General features: G+C 72.1%; 16 protein-coding genes and 1 tRNA gene. 6 read left to right on the top strand and 11 right to left on the bottom strand.

Going from position 1 to position 15,799, the window contains the following annotated elements; translation table 11 throughout:
• Window positions 1-56: 56 nt before the first annotated feature.
• The 4 genes from CNX65_RS32845 to CNX65_RS32830 all read right to left on the bottom strand — a co-directional run bounded on the left by CNX65_RS32845 (window position 57) and on the right by CNX65_RS32830 (window position 4,593).
• Window positions 57-1,100: a 2-oxoacid:ferredoxin oxidoreductase subunit beta gene (locus CNX65_RS32845; RefSeq protein WP_096497180.1), complete on the bottom strand. Its 1,044-nt coding sequence runs from the start codon at window positions 1,098-1,100 to the stop codon at window positions 57-59.
• The gene (locus CNX65_RS32840; protein WP_096497179.1) at window positions 1,097-2,980 is read right to left on the bottom strand and encodes a 2-oxoacid:acceptor oxidoreductase subunit alpha; all 1,884 of its coding nucleotides are present in this window, start codon (window positions 2,978-2,980) and stop codon (window positions 1,097-1,099) included. The genes CNX65_RS32845 and CNX65_RS32840 overlap by 4 nt, the downstream gene beginning before the upstream one ends.
• A 252-nt stretch (window positions 2,981-3,232) precedes the next feature.
• On the bottom strand, window positions 3,233-3,994 hold the full coding sequence (locus CNX65_RS32835) for an enoyl-CoA hydratase (protein ID WP_096497178.1): 762 nt from the start codon (window positions 3,992-3,994) through the stop codon (window positions 3,233-3,235).
• Between the two features lie 158 nt (window positions 3,995-4,152).
• Window positions 4,153-4,593, bottom strand: a complete 441-nt coding sequence (locus tag CNX65_RS32830) for an Lrp/AsnC family transcriptional regulator (RefSeq protein ID WP_096497177.1) — start codon at window positions 4,591-4,593, stop codon at window positions 4,153-4,155.
• 75 nt (window positions 4,594-4,668) lie between these two features.
• On the opposite strand from CNX65_RS32830, the gene ddaH reads away from it, so the two are divergent.
• Entirely contained in the window at window positions 4,669-5,547 is an 879-nt protein-coding gene (ddaH, locus tag CNX65_RS32825) for a dimethylargininase (protein WP_373565527.1), read from the top strand.
• A 746-nt stretch (window positions 5,548-6,293) separates the two neighbouring features.
• Here the strand turns inward: ddaH and CNX65_RS32820 are convergent.
• A complete protein-coding gene (locus tag CNX65_RS32820; RefSeq protein ID WP_096497176.1) occupies window positions 6,294-7,337 on the bottom strand; it encodes a LysR family transcriptional regulator in 1,044 nt (347 codons plus the stop codon).
• A 245-nt stretch (window positions 7,338-7,582) separates the two neighbouring features.
• Between CNX65_RS32820 and CNX65_RS32815 the strand changes: the two genes are divergently transcribed.
• The 4 genes from CNX65_RS32815 to htpX are packed head-to-tail and all read left to right on the top strand — an operon-like array spanning window position 7,583 to window position 9,957.
• Entirely contained in the window at window positions 7,583-7,996 is a 414-nt protein-coding gene (locus CNX65_RS32815; RefSeq protein ID WP_096497175.1) for an NADH-quinone oxidoreductase subunit B, read from the top strand.
• Complete coding sequence (locus CNX65_RS32810) at window positions 7,996-8,586, top strand: NADH-quinone oxidoreductase subunit C (protein ID WP_096497174.1); 591 nt, start codon at window positions 7,996-7,998, stop codon at window positions 8,584-8,586. The genes CNX65_RS32815 and CNX65_RS32810 overlap by 1 nt, the downstream gene beginning before the upstream one ends.
• A complete protein-coding gene (locus CNX65_RS32805) occupies window positions 8,579-9,067 on the top strand; it encodes a 4Fe-4S binding protein (RefSeq protein WP_096497173.1) in 489 nt (162 codons plus the stop codon). The genes CNX65_RS32810 and CNX65_RS32805 overlap by 8 nt, the downstream gene beginning before the upstream one ends.
• A 20-nt stretch (window positions 9,068-9,087) precedes the next feature.
• Window positions 9,088-9,957, top strand: a complete 870-nt coding sequence (htpX, locus tag CNX65_RS32800) for a zinc metalloprotease HtpX (RefSeq protein ID WP_096497172.1) — start codon at window positions 9,088-9,090, stop codon at window positions 9,955-9,957.
• A gap of 28 nt (window positions 9,958-9,985) precedes the next feature.
• Here htpX and rfbA read toward each other — a convergent pair whose 3' ends face one another.
• On the bottom strand, window positions 9,986-10,864 hold the full coding sequence (rfbA, locus tag CNX65_RS32795) for a glucose-1-phosphate thymidylyltransferase RfbA (RefSeq protein ID WP_096497171.1): 879 nt from the start codon (window positions 10,862-10,864) through the stop codon (window positions 9,986-9,988).
• Complete coding sequence (locus CNX65_RS32790) at window positions 10,861-11,352, bottom strand: YajQ family cyclic di-GMP-binding protein (protein WP_015805328.1); 492 nt, start codon at window positions 11,350-11,352, stop codon at window positions 10,861-10,863. The genes rfbA and CNX65_RS32790 overlap by 4 nt, the downstream gene beginning before the upstream one ends.
• Window positions 11,353-11,474: 122 nt before the next feature.
• Between CNX65_RS32790 and CNX65_RS32785 the strand changes: the two genes are divergently transcribed.
• Window positions 11,475-11,555 (top strand) — tRNA-Tyr (locus CNX65_RS32785).
• A 123-nt stretch (window positions 11,556-11,678) separates the two neighbouring features.
• Here the strand turns inward: CNX65_RS32785 and CNX65_RS32780 are convergent.
• The 4 genes from CNX65_RS32780 to CNX65_RS32765 all read right to left on the bottom strand — a co-directional run bounded on the left by CNX65_RS32780 (window position 11,679) and on the right by CNX65_RS32765 (window position 15,776).
• A complete protein-coding gene (locus CNX65_RS32780) occupies window positions 11,679-13,085 on the bottom strand; it encodes a tyrosine-type recombinase/integrase (protein WP_096497170.1) in 1,407 nt (468 codons plus the stop codon).
• Entirely contained in the window at window positions 13,085-13,273 is a 189-nt protein-coding gene (locus CNX65_RS32775) for a helix-turn-helix transcriptional regulator (protein ID WP_096497169.1), read from the bottom strand. The genes CNX65_RS32780 and CNX65_RS32775 overlap by 1 nt, the downstream gene beginning before the upstream one ends.
• 432 nt (window positions 13,274-13,705) lie before the next feature.
• Window positions 13,706-15,247 (bottom strand): YfjI family protein, encoded by a 1,542-nt coding sequence (locus tag CNX65_RS32770; protein ID WP_096497168.1) that lies wholly within the window; start codon window positions 15,245-15,247, stop codon window positions 13,706-13,708.
• Window positions 15,248-15,260: 13 nt separating this feature from the next.
• The gene (locus CNX65_RS32765) at window positions 15,261-15,776 is read right to left on the bottom strand and encodes an ATP-binding protein (protein ID WP_157767941.1); all 516 of its coding nucleotides are present in this window, start codon (window positions 15,774-15,776) and stop codon (window positions 15,261-15,263) included.
• Window positions 15,777-15,799 lie beyond the last annotated feature (23 nt).

The raw sequence follows: 15,799 nt of genomic DNA, 5'->3' as shown, positions 1-15,799 counted from the left end.
GGGGCTCCCCGAGCGTTCGGGGAGCCCCTTCCGGCGTTCTCGCGCCCCGAGCGGCGTCACGCCACCGTCCAGGTGTCCTTCCCGCGCAGCAGCGCCGCGAGGTTCGCCGGTCGGGCCGCCTTGGCCCGCTCGACCTGCGCCCGCGCCGCGTCGTCGTACGTCTCCCGCGCCGACCGCCGGAACACGCCGGTCACCACGTGCGCCAGGTCCTGCGTCGACAGCCGCGACAGCGCGAAGCCCAGCTCCAGGTCGCCCGCGTCGTGCACCACCACGTCCGCCGCGTCCACCTCGGACGTGCGCGCCACCGCCAGCCCGAACCCGCGCCGCACCACCGCGTGCTCGCCGCCGCCGAACACGATCGGCTTCCCGTGCTCCACCGGGATGATCCGCTGGGCCGCCGAGTCGGCGTCCTTGAGCACGTCGAACGCGCCGTCGTTGAAGATCGGGCAGTTCTGGTAGATCTCCACCAGCGCCGACCCCCGGTGCTCGGCGGCCTGCCGCAGCACGTCGGTCAGCCCCACCCGGTCCGAGTCCATCGCCCGGCCCACGAACGAGGCCTCCGCGCCCAGCGCCAGCGACACCGGGTTGAACGGGTGGTCCAGCGACCCGGACGGCGTGGACTTGGTGACCTTGCCCGCCTCCGAGGTCGGCGAGTACTGGCCCTTGGTGAGCCCGTAGATCCGGTTGTTGAACAGCAGGATCTTCAGGTTCACGTTGCGCCGCAGCGTGTGGATCAGGTGGTTGCCGCCGATGGACAGCGCGTCGCCGTCCCCGGTCACCACCCACACCGACAGGTCAGGCCGCGCCACCGCCAGCCCGGTGGCGATCGCGGGCGCCCGGCCGTGGATGGAGTGCATCCCGTAGGTGTTCATGTAGTACGGGAACCGCGACGAGCAGCCGATCCCCGACACGAACACGATGTTCTCGCGCTTGAGCCCCAGCGTCGGCAGGAACGACTGCACGGCGTTGAGCACCACGTAGTCCCCGCAGCCGGGGCACCAGCGGACCTCCTGGTCCGACTTGTAGTCCTTGGCCTTCTGCGGCCCGTCCTCGGTGGGCACCCCGCCCAGTCCGGGAAGGCCGAGGTCGATCGCGGTCACGCGGACACCCCCTGGATCACGTCGGACAGCACGCCCTGCAACTCCTCCGCCTTGAACGGCAGCCCCTGCACCTTCGTGTGCGAGACGACGTCCACGAGGTAGCGGGCGCGCAGCAGCAGCGCCAGCTGCCCCAGGTTCATCTCCGGCACGACGACCCGGTCGTAGCGGGCCAGCACCTCGCCGAGGTTCGCCGGGAACGGGTTCAGGTGCCGCAGGTGGGCGTGCGCCACCGACAGCCCCTGCTTGCGCACCCGCCGCGCCGCCGCGCCGATCGGCCCGTACGACGAGCCCCAGCCGACCACCAGCACCCGCGCCCGGCCGCCGGGGTCGTCGACGACCACGTCGGGCACCCGGATGCCGTCGACCTTGCGCTGCCGCAGCCGCACCATGTGGTCGTGGTTGGCCGGGTCGTAGGAGATGTTGCCGGTGCCGTCGGCCTTCTCCAGCCCGCCGATGCGGTGCTGGAGCCCCGGCGTGCCCGGCACCGCCCACGGCCGCGCCAGCGTCTCCGGGTCCCGCAGGTACGGCCAGAACGTCCCGTCCGGCGCGTTGGGCTCGGTCGCGAACGCCACCGACAGGTCGGGCAGCGACTCGACGTCCGGCACCAGCCACGGCTCGGAGCCGTTCGCGATCGCGCCGTCCGACAGCAGCAGCACCGGCGTCCGGTACTCCAGCGCGATCCTGGCCGCCTCCAGCGCCACGTCGAAGCAGTCGGCGGGGGAGAGCGGGGCGATCACCGGCACCGGCGACTCGCCGTTGCGGCCGAACATGGCCTGGAGCAGGTCGGCCTGCTCGGTCTTGGTCGGCAGGCCGGTCGACGGCCCGCCGCGCTGCACGTCGATCACGACCAGCGGCAGCTCGGTCATCACGGCCAGGCCGATGGTCTCGGACTTGAGCGCGATGCCGGGGCCGGACGTGGAGGTCACGCCGAGCGCGCCGCCGTAGGACGCGCCGAGCGCGGCGCCGATGCCCGCGATCTCGTCCTCGGCCTGGAGCGTGGTGACGCCGAACTCCTTGTGCTTGGACAGCTCGTGCAGGATGTCCGAGGCCGGGGTGATCGGGTAGGTGCCCAGCACCACCGGCAGCCCGGAGCGCTGGCCCGCGGCCACCACCCCGTACGCCAGCGCGGTGTTGCCGGTGATCTGCCGGTAGGTGCCGCGCGCCAGCTTCGCCGGGGCCACCTCGTAGGTCACCGCGAACGACTCGGTCGTCTCGCCGTAGTTCCACCCGGCCCGGAACGCCAGCACGTTGGCCTCGGCGATGTCGGGCTTGCGCGCGAACTTCTCCCGCAGGAACCGCTCGGTGCCCTCGGTCGGCCGGTGGTACATCCAGGAGAGCAGGCCGAGCGCGAACATGTTCTTCGCCCGCTCGCCGTCCTTCTTGCCGAGGCCCGTGGACTCGACCGCGCCGAGCGTGAGCGTGCCCATGGCGACCTCGTGCACCTGGTACGAGGACAGCGAGCCGTCCTCCAGGGGGTTGGCCGGGTAGCCGACCTTGGTGAGGTTGCGCTTGGAGAACTCGTCGGTGTTGACGATCAGGGTGCCGCCCACCGGCAGGTCCGCGATGTTCGCCTTGAGCGCGGCCGGGTTCATCGCCACGAGCACGTCGGGGCGGTCGCCGGGGGTGAGGATGTCGTAGTCGGCGAAGTGCAACTGGAACGAGGAGACGCCGGGCAGGGTGCCCTGGGGCGCCCGGATCTCGGCGGGGAAGTTCGGCAGGGTCGCGAGGTCGTTGCCGAACGCGGCGGCCTCGGAGGTGAACCGGTCGCCGGTCAACTGCATCCCGTCGCCCGAGTCGCCCGCGAAGCGGATCACCACTCGGTCCAGCCTGCGGACCTCGGGACCACCGGTCGAGGCGCCGCTGTCCAGGTCGCTAGTCATCTCCTGAGCCGATCCCTCTCTCGCGGAAGCAGGGGCGGGAGGGGCGCCCGCCCCGACACCCGAGGGTAGTCCTGCGCGGTGTGGGGAATTTCTCGTGCTTTCGGAGGGTGGGAAAGACCGAAGTCCTGTGGCGCACGGGACTGGTGTGGTACGGCCTTCGATCGTTCACCCCCCCGCACGGTTGCGGTCCGTGCGCGGATTTCGGGGACAACGCTACTACCCGTGATCAAAGGGGTGTGAAGGTGCGCCCCGTCACGTCCGCCCGCCCCGGCCCGCCTTCGCCTCGGCGAGCCTGGCCGCGAACTCGGGGGAGGCCGTGGAGGCGGCCTGCGGGCCCAGCTCCGCCTCCACCGCGGGCGCGTGGGCGGGCAGCGCGGAGGTGGCGCGGATCGTGGCCTTGGTCACCCGGACCAGCTCGCGCGGGGCCTCGGCGGTGGCCTTCAGCAGGTCGACGGCCGAGGCGACCAGCTCGTCGTGCCCGCCGTCGACCCGGTCCCAGGCCAGGCCGCGCCGCACCGCCGCGTCCGCGTCGAGCACCTGGCCCAGCAGCACCATCGCGGCCACGGCCTGCGGGCCCGCGACCCGCTCCAGCAGCCAGGTCATGCCGCCGCCGGGGTGGATGCCCAGGCGCAGGAAGCGGGCGTCGAAGCGGGCCCTCGGGCCGACCAGCCGCACGTCGCAGGCCAGCGCCAGGTTCAGCCCCGCCCCGACGGCCGCGCCGCCCACGGCCGCCACGGTCGGCAGCGAGCAGTTCGCGACGGCCAGGAACCCGGCGTAGATGCGCCGCAGCCCCTCCTCGCGGGCCTCGCCGAGCGCGGTCAGGTCCGCGCCCGCGCAGAACGCCGGGGGAGCGCCGGTGACCACGAGGGCGTTGACGTCCGGGTCGGCCTCGCACGCGGCGACGGCGTCGGCCAGCTCGCGGGACAGGGCCTCGGTGAGCGCGTTGCGGCGGTCCGGGTCGTGCACGGTCAGGACGGCGACGTGGTCGGAGCGGTCCAGCAGCACCTCGGGCATGGGGCGACTCTACGGAGCGCGGTGGTCGCCCGAACCCCCGTCGGTGCGGCTAGGGGGTGGTCAGGGGGTGTGCCGCCGCCGGTGAGGGGGGCGCGGAGAGGCTTCGGCGGGGTTGCGCGGCGCGGGCGGCTGTGCGTCGCGGGCCCGCGCGTCGCGGCTCAGGGCGCCTGCGGTCGGTCGAGCAGGCGGGACAGCACGACGGTCGACACCGTCCGGTCGATGATCTCCACCGCGCGCAGCCGCTCCAGCGCGGTCTCCAGGTGGTGGATGCTCGCCGCCCGCAGGTGCACCACGGCGTCGGCCGCGCCGGACACGGTGTAGGCCGCCATCACCTCGGGCATCGGCTCCAGGCGGGCCTTGATGTCGTGCGGCGTCACGTTGCCCCGGCAGTGCACCTCGACCAGCGCCTCGGTGCCCCAGCCCAGCTGGGCCGGGTCGACGACGGCGGTGAAGCCGCGCAGCACGCCCGTGTCCAGGAGCTTGTCCACCCGGCGCTTCACCGCCGGGGCCGAGAGCCCCACGTCCTTGCCGATGTCCGCGAAGCTGGAGCGGGCGTTGGCCACGAGGCACGAAATGATCCGCTGGTCGATCGAGTCCACACGCAACATTCTGCATGACGAAGCGCAATGCAGCGGCATTGTTCGATGCTCAGGGGCTCACTTACATTTCGATCCATGACTTCGGTTTCCCTGGTCGCGCCCGGCGACGCGCCGCTCACCCTCCCCGTCGCCGCCGCCCCCGCCCCCGCGCGGGTGCCGACCGCGCGGCGCTACCTCATGTGCGAGCCGAGGCACTTCGCCGTCGAGTACCGGATCAACCCGTGGATGGACCCGGAGCAGCCGGTCGACGTGGCGCTGGCCGTGCGGCAGTGGCGCGAGCTCAAGGGCGTCTACGAGGCGCTGGGGCACCGGGTCGACGTGGTCGAGCCCGCGCCGGGCCTGCCGGACATGGTGTTCGCCGCGAACTCGGGCACCGTCGTCGGCGGCCGGGTGCTCGGCTCGCGCTTCCGCGCCCCGCAGCGGGCCCCGGAGGCCGAGCACTTCCGCCGCTGGTTCGAGGCCAACGGCTACCCCGGCGTGGTCATGCCGGAGCGGATCAACGAGGCCGAGGGCGACTTCGCCTGGACCGGCCGCTACCTGCTGGCCGGGACCGGCTTCCGCACCGACCCGGCGGCGCACGCCGAGGCGCAGGAGGCGCTGGGCGTGCCGGTGGTGTCGCTGCGCCTGGTCGACCCCCGGTACTACCACCTGGACACGGCGCTGTTCGTGCTGGCGGAGGACCTGGTGGCGTACTACCCGGAGGCGTTCTCGCCGGGCTCGCGCGAGGTGCTCGCGGGCCTGTTCCCGGACGCGGTGCTGGCGGACGAGCGGGACGCCGCGTGCCTCGGCCTGAACGCGGTCTCGGACGGCCGCAACGTCGTGCTGCCCCTGGAGGCCCGCGGCCTGGCGGCGGAGGTGGAGCGCCGGGGCTTCACGGCGGTGCCGGTGGACATCTCGGAGCTGCGCAAGTCCGGCGGCGGCCCCAAGTGCTGCACCCTGGAGATCCGGGACTGACGCCGCGCCCCGGTCACCCGCCCCCGTCCCGGCGCCCGCGCGCCGGGGCGGGCCGACCACCCGACCGGCCCGCCACCCCCGCGCACAGCCTTCGGAACCAGCGCTGACCACGGTCCGTCACCGCTGTGGATGATTCTGTGGACAACATGTGAAACACATCCATTTCCGCTGGTCAGCGGCTGTGGAGTTCTTCACGTCCCTGTGGACAACCCCAACATGAAGTGGTCCAACCAGCACCCGGCCGCAACATGTTGTGCCGCTACTGTTCGCCACCGCCACCCGACCCCGTCACCCGGTCCGGGGTGAGCGCCGCGCGCCCCCCACCGCCACCCCGTCGTCCCCGACCACCCCCGATCGGGCGAAATCCGGCGGCCACCCCCACGGACCCGCGCATGATGTCCCCGAGGCCCTGCTCCGCGCCCCTGCCGCCCGGTGGGACGCGCCCGGCGGAGCGGCCCGCGCGGTCGTCCGCCGCGGGTCCCGCACGCCTCTCGCCAGCGCATTTGCCGACTTCACCCGTTCGCATGACCTCGCTGGCGTGCGACGCCCCCCTGGTGCTCCGATCGTCAGCACTGCCGTCGCACAGGTAGGGAGCGTGCCGTGAACGAAGTCGACGCCCAGCGCCCGGCCCCCAGCCCGCACCAGGGCGAAACGGCGCGGCGGAAAGCGCCCGCGCCGCTCACTGGGACCGAGTGGTTGGTCAAGCGGGCCCGGCAGGGGTCCGGGCACGAGGACAAGCGCGCCGGTTAGGCGGGCCGCTCGCGCTGGAACGCCGCCCACAGCAGGTTGAGCGGGTGGTCGGCCGGGAACTTCGCCCGCTCGTCCTTGCGGGCGAAGACCCCGACCAGCCGCTCCAGCTCGGGCTTCCGGTCGTTGCGCAGCTCCACCACGCGCAGCCCGGACCCCTCGCGCAGCTCGTTGTTCGCCGCGACCACCCCCAGGCCCGAAGTGACGATCATGCAGCCCTTCACCAGGCCCGAGCGCAGCAGCGACATCCCGTACTGGATCTCGTCGATCTCCGCCGCGATGTCCAGCTCGCTGCGGTAGTCCGGCCCGAACCAGCCGCGCAGGAACTCCGCGATCAGCCCGTCCGACGGCACCACCAGCGGCAGCCTCGGCAGCTCTCCGGTGCCCGCGCTCGCGCCCAGCCGGTCCTCCGGCAGGTTCGTCAGCAGCGCCAGCCCGCCCCGCCGCCAGTCGATCACGTCGAAGTCGCCGAACGCCTCCGCGACGGTCCGCCCGGCGGGCGTCACGACGCTGCCGCAGACGATGTCGACCTCCTTGCTCTCCAGCTTGGTCCAGATGTCCTTGGTGCGGATGTGCACGACCTTCAGCTCCACGTCGCGCACCCGGAACTCCTCGGCGACGTGGTCCCAGGCCTTCGCCAGCGAGTCGAGCATGAACCGCGTGGTGCCCACGGTCAGCGTCGTGCCGAGCTTGCGCCTGCACTCGTGAATCGAATCCAGCCACTCGGTCAAAGTGGTCCGAGCCAATTCCACCAGCGCCTCGCCGGTCGGCGTGATCAGCACGTCCTTGCCGCGCCCCTGCTTCACCACCAGGGGTTCGCCGCACAACTGCTTGAAGTTCCGGTTCAGCGTGTCGATCTGCTTCTGGACGCTGGACTGCTCCCGCCCCAGCGCCCGCGCCGCGCGCAGCGCGGACCTCGTCTCGTACACCGCGATCAGCGTCCTGAGCTGGTCGAACGTGGTGTCCAGCAGTGCCGGGGGCGTGTTCAGCAGTCGACTGAGCCGGTTGCCCGCTGGCAGGAGCAACTGCGTCGAGGTGGACATCCGCTGCCTCTCGTGTCCGCGCCGCGCGCGAAGTGTTCTACCGATTAGTTGAACTGAACTTGACCGCACTTCGCGGGGAAGTAATCTGAAGAACTTGATCAATTTACCTGGACGCCGAGGTGTCACCCGTAAGAGAATTCTCCCGCGCCCGGCGGGGGACAGCCGGACGCGAGCAGGGGGTTTGGGGGGTTGGGGGCCCGCCGGGTGGCAGCTCGGTGGGCCCCCACGTACTAACCTCATCCGCCGTGACGGTTTCCACCCTCGACTGGGGCACCACGTACCGCGTCACCGTGCTCGACCTCGGGCTCGCCTGCTGCGGCGTCGAGGTGATGGCCGCCCTGGAGGGCGGGCACGACCTGGACGCGCTCGGCGTGGACCCGGTCCGCTCTGCGGGGGAGGCCCACGTGCTGGTCGTCTCGGGCACGGTCACCGACGTCATGTTGCCCTCTGTGCTCGCCGCGTACCAGGAGATGCCGGAACCGCGTTACGTGCTGTCCGTCGGCGCGTGCAGCAACACCGGCGGCCCCTACTGGGACTCCTACAGCGTCACCAAGGGCATCGACCAGGCGCTGCCGGTCCACGTCGCCGTCCCCGGCTGCCCGCCCCGCCCCGAGGCGCTCCTCGAAGGCCTCGCCGCGCTGCACCGGATGGTCTCCTGATGCCCCCGGCCACCGCCGCGCTCGCCGAGCGGGTGCCCGGCGCCGAGGTCAGGACCGCCTTCGGGCAGACCACCGCGCACGTCGCGCTCGCCGACTGGACCACCGCCGCCGCGCACGCCCGCGACGAGCTGGGCTGCGCCTTCTTCGACTGGCTCGGCGTCGAGGACGCGGGCCGCCCCGGCGCCTCCGGCGGCGCGCACGCGGTGCTGCTGCACGTCGCGAACCCGGACACCCGCGAGGGCCTGGCGCTGCGCGCCGAGATCGGCGCGGACGAGGCGCTGCCCAGCGTCGCCGGGCTGTGGGCGGGCGCCGCCTGGCACGAGCGGGAGGCCGCCGAGATGTTCGGCATCCCGATCCTCGGGCGGTCCGACCCCGAGCGGCTGCTGCTGCCCGACTCGTTCGCCGGGCACCCGCTGCGCAAGGACTTCGTGCTCGTCTCCCGCGTGGTGCGCCCCTGGCCGGGCCGCCTCGAACCCGGCGAGGACGGCTCCTCGTCCCCCAGCCGCAGGCGCGCCGCGCCACCCGGCGTGCCCGACCCGTCGTGGGGCCCGCGCCCCGAGCCGACCGAGGGTGAGGCCGACCGTGGCTGACCTGCCACCGCGCACCAGGGGCGTCATCGCGCTGCTGGAGGCCAACTGCACCGTGTGCATGATCTGCGCCCGCGAGTGCCCCGACTGGTGCATCCACATCGACTCGCACACCGAGGTCGAGCAGCAGCCCGGATCGGCGCGCCCGCGCGCCCGCAACGTGCTGGACCGGTTCGCCATCGACTACGGCCAGTGCCTCTACTGCGGCATCTGCGTCGAGGCGTGCCCGTTCGACGCGCTGCACTGGGCGCCCGACTTCTCCTACCCCGGCACCGGGACCCCCGACGGCTCCGGCGCGGTCGCCGAGCTGGTCCACGAGCGGGACGTGCTGGCCACCTGGGTCGATCGAGTGCCGCCACCGCCACCGCTCGACCCGGCCGCCGAACCCGCCCCCGAGACCGCCACCGGAAGGCCCGGACGACCGGGCGCGCGACCGGGCGCAGGAACCGCCGCAGGGCCGGGGGCGTTGAGAGGGAGGACCTGAGGCACCCGGAGGCGAGCACCGTGCACAAGCACATCAACGGGGTCAGAACGGCGGTCCTGCTCGGTGCGATGAGCGCCCTGATCGTCCTGATCAGCTCGTTCTTCGGCGAGACGGCGCTGCTCGTCGGCCTGGTGATCGCCGTCGGCGTCAACGCCCACGCCTACTTCAACTGCGACAAGCTCGCCCTGCGGGCCATGCGCGCCCGCCCGGTGTCCGAGGTCGAGCAGCCCGCGCTGCACCGCGCCGTCCGCGAGCTGGCCAAGGCGGCCCGCCAGCCGGTGCCCAGGCTCTACGTCAGCCCCACGGCCGCCCCGAACGCCTTCGCCACCGGCCGGAACCCGCGCAACGCCGCCGTGTGCTGCACCACCGGCATCCTGGAGCTGCTCGACGAGCGGGAGCTGCGGGCCGTGCTGGGGCACGAGCTGTCGCACGTGCGCAACCGCGACATCCTCGTGTCGTGCGTGGCGGGGGCGCTGGCGGGCGTGGTGAGCGCGCTGGCGAACCTGGCGCTCATCGCGGGCCTGTTCGGCGACGGCGACGGCGCCGACGACGAGCGGCCGAACCCGATCGCGCTGCTGGCGATCGCGGTGCTGGGCCCGGTCGCGGCGGGGATCGTGCGGATGGCGGTGAGCCGGTCCCGCGAGTACCAGGCGGACGCGTCGGCGGCCGAGCTGACCGGGGACCCGCTGGCGCTGGCGTCGGCGCTGCGCAAGCTGGAGGCGGGGGCGCTGGCCGCGCCGCTGGCGCCCGAGCCCGCCCTGGTGGCGCAGTCCCACCTGATGATCGCCAGCCCGTTCCGGCCGGGGGAGCACCTGGCGCGGCTGTTCGCCACGCACCCGCCGATCGCGGACCGCGTGCGCAGGCTGGAGGAGCTGGCGCGCGAGCGCTAGCCCCGTCCCGCCTCCGCGCGCCCGGCCGCTACTTGCCCAGCCCCTCGGAGGCCACGTTCATCACGTACTGCCCGTACCCGGACTTGGCGAGCTTCTCGCCCTGCGCGTAGCACTGCTCCGCGCTGATGAAGCCCATCCGGTAGGCGATCTCCTCCAGGCAGGCGATCCGCACGCCCTGGCGGTGCTCCAGCACCTGCACGAACTGCCCGGCCTCCAGCAGCGAGTCGTGCGTTCCGGTGTCCAGCCAGGCGAAGCCGCGCCCGAGGTCCACCAGGTGCGCCCGGCCCTCGCGCAGGTAGGCCAGGTTCACGTCGGTGATCTCCAGCTCGCCGCGCGGCGACGGCTTGAGCGAGCGGGCGATGTCGACCACGCCGTTGTCGTAGAGGTACAGGCCGGTGATGGCCTTGTTCGACTTCGGCGCCGAGGGCTTCTCCTCGATGCTGAGCAGCCTGCCGGAGCTGTCGACCTCACCGACGCCGTACCGCTCGGGGTCCTTGACGGGGTAGCCGAACAGCACGCACCCGTCGATGCCCGAGGCGTTGCCCTGGAGGACCTTGGAGAAGCCCTGCCCGTAGAAGATGTTGTCGCCCAGCACGAGCGAGACGTCGTCCTCGCCGATGAAGTCGGCCCCGATCACGAACGCCTCGGCGAGACCGTTCGGGTGGGCCTGCTCGGCGTACTCCAGCCGCAGGCCGAACTGCGAGCCGTCGCCCAGCAGGCGGCGGAACAGCGGCAGGTCGGCGGGGGTCGAGATCAGCAGCACCTCGCGGATGCCCGCGAGCATCAGCACCGACAGCGGGTAGTACACCATCGGCTTGTCGTAGACGGGCAGCAGCTGCTTCGACACCGCCTGCGTGATCGGGTGCAGCCGGGTGCCGCTGCCACCGGCGAGGACGACGCCCTTCACCGGTAGTTGGTGAACTGGAGGGCGATCCCGAAGTCCGCGCCCTTGAGCAGCGCGATCACCTCCTGCAGGTGGTCCTTCTTCTTGCCGGACACCCGCAGCTGGTCGCCCTGGATCTGCGCCTGCACGCCCTTGGGAGCCTCGTCCCGGATGCGCTTGGCGATCTCCTTGGCCTTCTCGGAGGTGATGCCCTGCACGAGCGTGCCCGTGACCTTGAACACCTTGCCGGACACGGCGGGGTCGCCGATCTCGAAGGCCTTCATGGAGATGCCGCGCTTGATGAGCTTCTCCTGGAACACCTCGATCGCGGCCCGGCAGCGCTCCTCGGTCTCGGACTGGAAGGCGATCGCCTCCTCGCCCGCCCACGACACCTCGGTGCCGGTCCCGCGGAAGTCGAACCGGTTGCTCAACTCCTTGGCCGCCTGGTTGAGCGCGTTGTCGACCTCCTGGCGGTCGACCTTGCTCACCACGTCGAACGACGGGTCTGCCACGTGCCCGGTACCTCCGCGTCGGTGTGTCCTGGAACCGTGGCGAGCCTACCGGGGTATCCCGGTTGCAAGGGGGTGAACGGGGGTGTGTATTGTTCTCCTCGCACCGCCGGTACGGGGTGCGGGGCGGGTTGCCCGAGCGGCCAATGGGAGCGGACTGTAAATCCGTCGCGAAAGCTACAGAGGTTCGAATCCTCTACCCGCCACATTCTAGGGAAAGCCCCTGTGACCAGGCAAGACAGGTCGCAGGGGCTTTCCCGTGTTGTCCGGCCGCCTACGGCCACGACCGGCCGTCTACGGCTGGTCGCGTCCAGGGCGCGTCCAAGTTCTCAGACCATGTTCAGCGCGGCTTGGACCCGCGCCCGTGCCGCCAGCTCACCCCCGTCCATGCACTTCGCGTACACCCGCATGAGCACGGCGACGCTGTGGCCTGCCCACTCGGCGACTCTTGGCGGCTCGACCCCTGCGTTCAGCCACATCGACACACAAGCGTGACGGAGGTCATAAGGCCGTTTTGCGATGGGAGAAGCGGCCACTGAAGGAGTGAATGCGGCAGTTCGTGCCAACTCCCACACCCGGCAGTAGGTGGAGCTGCCGATCCGGCCGCCTCGTTCTGCCACGAACAGAAATTCACCCGGTTCGGTGGCGAACGTCGCCAGGTGCTCGTGCAGCAGCAGAGCCAGCTCGGAGGAGAGCGGCACGGTTCGGCCGTCCTCGTCCGCCCGGTGCTTGAGCCCGCGCTCCTCGTGCGGGAGCCCGCTGTCGGTCCAGGCACCGCCGACCTCCGGTGCGGCCCGGCTCAAGTGGATGCTGCCCCACTCGGTCGCCACCCAGCGCCCACGTTCCTGGTCCCAGGTGCGCGGGGGAAGGTCCAGGTTCTCCCGCCGCAGGTGCAGCGCCTCCTCCGGGCGTAGGCCCGCGAAGTAGAGCAGCCCGAAGAACGCGACCAGCTTTCCTCCGGTCCGGCCGATCCGGGGGACCTCCCGCAACACCGTCCGGAACTGGACGGGATTGGCCACGGACCGCCGGTCCACCTGGGTGACGGTCCGACGCTTCTTCGTCGTGACTTCCTTGATGGGGTTGTTCTCCAGCAACTTCCGCTCCACCGCGTGGTTGAGCACGCTGCTCAGGGTCGAGCGGCGCAGCCTCACCGTGTTCGCGGAGGCTCGCGTGCCGTCGCGCTTCTTCTCGGCTTGGACGAGCATCCTGCGGAACACCTCGGGGTCCGCCAGCTCGTGGACCATGCGGGTGTTCCGCCCCAGCCAGTCGAGCGCCTTGACGATCTCGACGGACTTCGCCGCCGCGCGGCTCCTGGTGTTGAAGGCCGTCCGCATCGCGGCCCGCAAGACCTGGTCGGACGGCCTGCCCCGCCCGGTCAGGGTCAGTGCGAGCGTGATCGGGGTCAGGGTGTCGGCTGTCGTCTTGCGCTGCCGAGGTGCCGAGTCCTCCCAAGCGGTGTCCACGTACTCGCAAGCGACGTCGAACCACGAGCGCGGCTCGACGGCCTGTGCCTGGCGAGCCGCCGTCACGGGCAGGCCGGAGGCCACCTCGAACGCAATGCCGTCCCTGGCGGCAACGAGCAGCTTGGAGCGGAAGGCATCGGCGAGGGTGCGGGTGGAGCAGGGTTCGGTGTGCACCTTCCCCGCCACGGTCCAGCGAACTTTGTAGGTCGTCTTCCGCTTGCCCACGTAGGGCTTGCCGATCTTCCAAATGCGGATGCGGGTGGACGTCTCCACTAGGCGGCCTCAGAGAGGGAGTCGTACCAGGTGGTGACGTCGCTTCGGTCGAGCCGGAGCTTGCCGTTGGGGAGCTTGCGGGCGCGAGGTGCGCGGCCCTTCGCGCGCCAGTCGTTGAAGGTGCTGCGGGAGATGCCCATCTCCTGGCAGAACTCCTCGACGGTGAGCCACTTGCGGTTGGTGCTCATGGCAGCGCTCCTTTCGGCTGATGGTGGATCGGTGTGGAGGTGGGTCGAGGTGTGGTGCCCCTGCGGGGGCCGCTGGGGCTCCGCAGAATCCGCAGAATCCGCAGAATTAGCCGGAAGGCTCGTTTTGGCTGGTAGCGGGCTTGCCTGTTGATCATGCTCAGATCCGCAGAATCGCCGCAAAACCTCCGCAGAATTCAGCGGAGCCCCTTCGGCGGCCCCTGGGTGGCCCGCGTCCGCACCCCTGCCGGGGGTGGGGCCGGGCTCGGGCGTCGGCCGGGCCGTGCGGGTGGGACGTCGACGGCCGGGTTGGATTCTGCGGAGGTTTTGCGGCGATTCTGCGGAGATCAACCATGATCAACTCGCACTGCCGCTCACCTGCGCGGATGGCCTGATCCGGGCGATTCTGCGGATTGTGCGGATTCTGCGGAGGGATCACCGCCTTCCCTCCGCCCGGTAGGTCGGGTGGGCGTAGTAGGTCGGGGAGGGCTTGCGGCCGGGCCCGCTCCGGGGCGGGACGGGCGCGAGGTGGATGTGCCCGTGCTGCTCCAACACCTCCAGCGCGGGGGCGAGGTCGCCGACCTTGCGGAAGCGGGCGCGGGTCATGGCGGTGAACAGGGTCCGCACGGTGAAGCTGGTGGGCCTGGTGCGTTCGATCCAGTCCAGGACCACGTGGGCGTCGTCCACGACCGGGTCCGAACCCATGCGGTCGAAGGCGGCCAGGGCGTGCGCGGCGGCGTAGTCGGTGATGCGGCGGGCGTTGATGAAGGTGTCGGTGGTGATCGCCCCGGCCCAGCCGGTGTGGTTGTGGGCGATGTGGAGCAGGGCGGCGAGCCTGGCGGTGAGCCCGGCCTGCTTGCCGCCCCAGTCGCCCAGGTGGGCCCAGGACCCGGTGACCGGGTGCAGGCGCGGCTCGATCTCGTCCTGCAACTCGGCCATGAGGTCGTCGGCGGCGGGGGTGAAGGGGATGACGGCGGGGTCGGTCCACTCGGCCAGGTCACGCACCAGGGCGCGGATGCGGTGGTCGTAGGTCTCGGCGATCTCGGGCGGGACCGGCGCCGGGCGGGCAATGCGGGAGCCGACGGTGTTAACGGGCAGGGAGTACATGATCCGGGCCAGCAATCCGGTGCCCCGGAAGGACTCGTGCCGGGCCAGACCGTCCAACACGGACGGCTGGATGGTCAGCCCGAGGGTGATGGCGGGCTCCTCCACGGCGGTGGCCTCGCGCCCTTGGCGGTCGACCAGGTGGAGGTCACCGGCGTGGCCCTTGAGGAACACGTCCAGGTTGGGCGTGCCGGAGTAGCGCCCGGCCAGGGTGCCGAACAGCCCGCCCTCCGCGCTGAGGACGGCGATGCGCCCGCCGTGGTCGGCCAGCAGGGTGGCCACGACCTCGGGGGTGGCGTCGTCGGCGATCAGCCGGGGCACCACGGGCAGCGTCTCGTCCACCTCCAGCGCGGCGTTCACCGCGGCCTCCAGGGCGGAGTCCCGGTCGATGGCGTCGGCGGAGAGCACGGCCTTCTCGGCGCGGGCGGCGAACTCCTCGGCGGTGCGGCGCCCGATGCGGGCGGAGGCGATCGCGCCCTTGGCCTCCTCGATCAGCTCCTTCTCCACCAGGCGGATGGGCTTGGTCATGGCCTTGAACACGGCGGACTTGCGGGAGGCCGGGGGGAGCACGGTGACGGAGTAGAGGTTGACCGGCTCGTCCCAGCCGGGCCGGATCTGCACGCGGGCGCGGCCCCCGGCGGCGGTGGACAGGGCGACCAGGGCCAGGCAGGCGGCGAGGTCGGGCGGGGTCTGGGTGAGTTCGGCGACGGCGGTGACGTGGCGGGCGATCCAGTCGGGCAGCGCGTCCACCGGGAACGTGGGCACGGTGCGGCTGGTGCCCAGGGGCATCGGGGCTTCCCACTCCGGCGCGGTGGCCGGGGCGGCCTGGTCGCCGTCGTGGACGGCGTGCAGCGGGCGGGCCTGGCTGGTCATGGTGAGGTTCCGTTCACGCGGTCGTGCTGCTGGTGGTGGTGGGCGGGAGTTTGATCCGCGTCCAGCCCTCGCGGGGGAGGGCGGGCAGGTCGTGGGTGATCGTGGTGTGCATGGCGCGGACGACCTGGTCGGGCACGCGGGGGGAGTGGCCGCAGGCGCACTGCTCGTTGCTGCGCTGGCGGTTCCGGTGCAGCACGGTCTCCAGTGGCGGCAGGACCAGGCGGGCGGTGGTGGTGGCCCCGACCTCGGCGGCGAGCAGCAGCAGGGCGGCGCGGTCGGCGGGGTGGGCGTTGGTGGCGTCCCACAGCACGTCCCGGCCGTGGGCGAGGGCGTGGTGGGCGATGGTGTGTGCCAGCTGCACGGCGAACGCGCGCAGCCGGTCGTCCTGGTTGTTGGCGCAGCCGCACCAGGACAGGGCGCGGCGGTTGTCGTCCAGGCTGACCACCAGCGCGTCTGGGTAGGCGGTGCGCAGGGTGGTCTTGCCCGCGCCCGGCGGGCCGATGAGTGCGGTCAGGTTCGGCGTGTTCACGAGAGGGTTCCTTTCCGCTGGCG

This window comes from Actinosynnema pretiosum, assembly GCF_002354875.1.
GTDB classification, from domain to species: Bacteria; Actinomycetota; Actinomycetes; order Mycobacteriales; family Pseudonocardiaceae; genus Actinosynnema; species Actinosynnema auranticum.
This window is presented reverse-complemented; position numbering and strand designations above follow the sequence as displayed.

Excerpts from the sequence above, each read along its gene's own strand:
- CNX65_RS32840 (WP_096497179.1), bottom strand. The coding sequence starts at position 2,980 with ATGACTAGCGACCTGGACAGCGGCGCCTCGACCGGTGGTCCCGAGGTC.
- CNX65_RS32835 (WP_096497178.1), bottom strand. The coding sequence starts at position 3,994 with ATGCCCGAGGTGCTGCTGGACCGCTCCGACCACGTCGCCGTCCTGACC.
- ddaH (WP_373565527.1), top strand. The coding sequence starts at position 4,669 with ATGACTTCGGTTTCCCTGGTCGCGCCCGGCGACGCGCCGCTCACCCTC.
- CNX65_RS32820 (WP_096497176.1), bottom strand. The coding sequence starts at position 7,337 with ATGTCCACCTCGACGCAGTTGCTCCTGCCAGCGGGCAACCGGCTCAGT.
- CNX65_RS32810 (WP_096497174.1), top strand. The coding sequence starts at position 7,996 with ATGCCCCCGGCCACCGCCGCGCTCGCCGAGCGGGTGCCCGGCGCCGAG.
- CNX65_RS32775 (WP_096497169.1), bottom strand. The coding sequence starts at position 13,273 with ATGAGCACCAACCGCAAGTGGCTCACCGTCGAGGAGTTCTGCCAGGAG.
- CNX65_RS32770 (WP_096497168.1), bottom strand. The coding sequence starts at position 15,247 with ATGACCAGCCAGGCCCGCCCGCTGCACGCCGTCCACGACGGCGACCAG.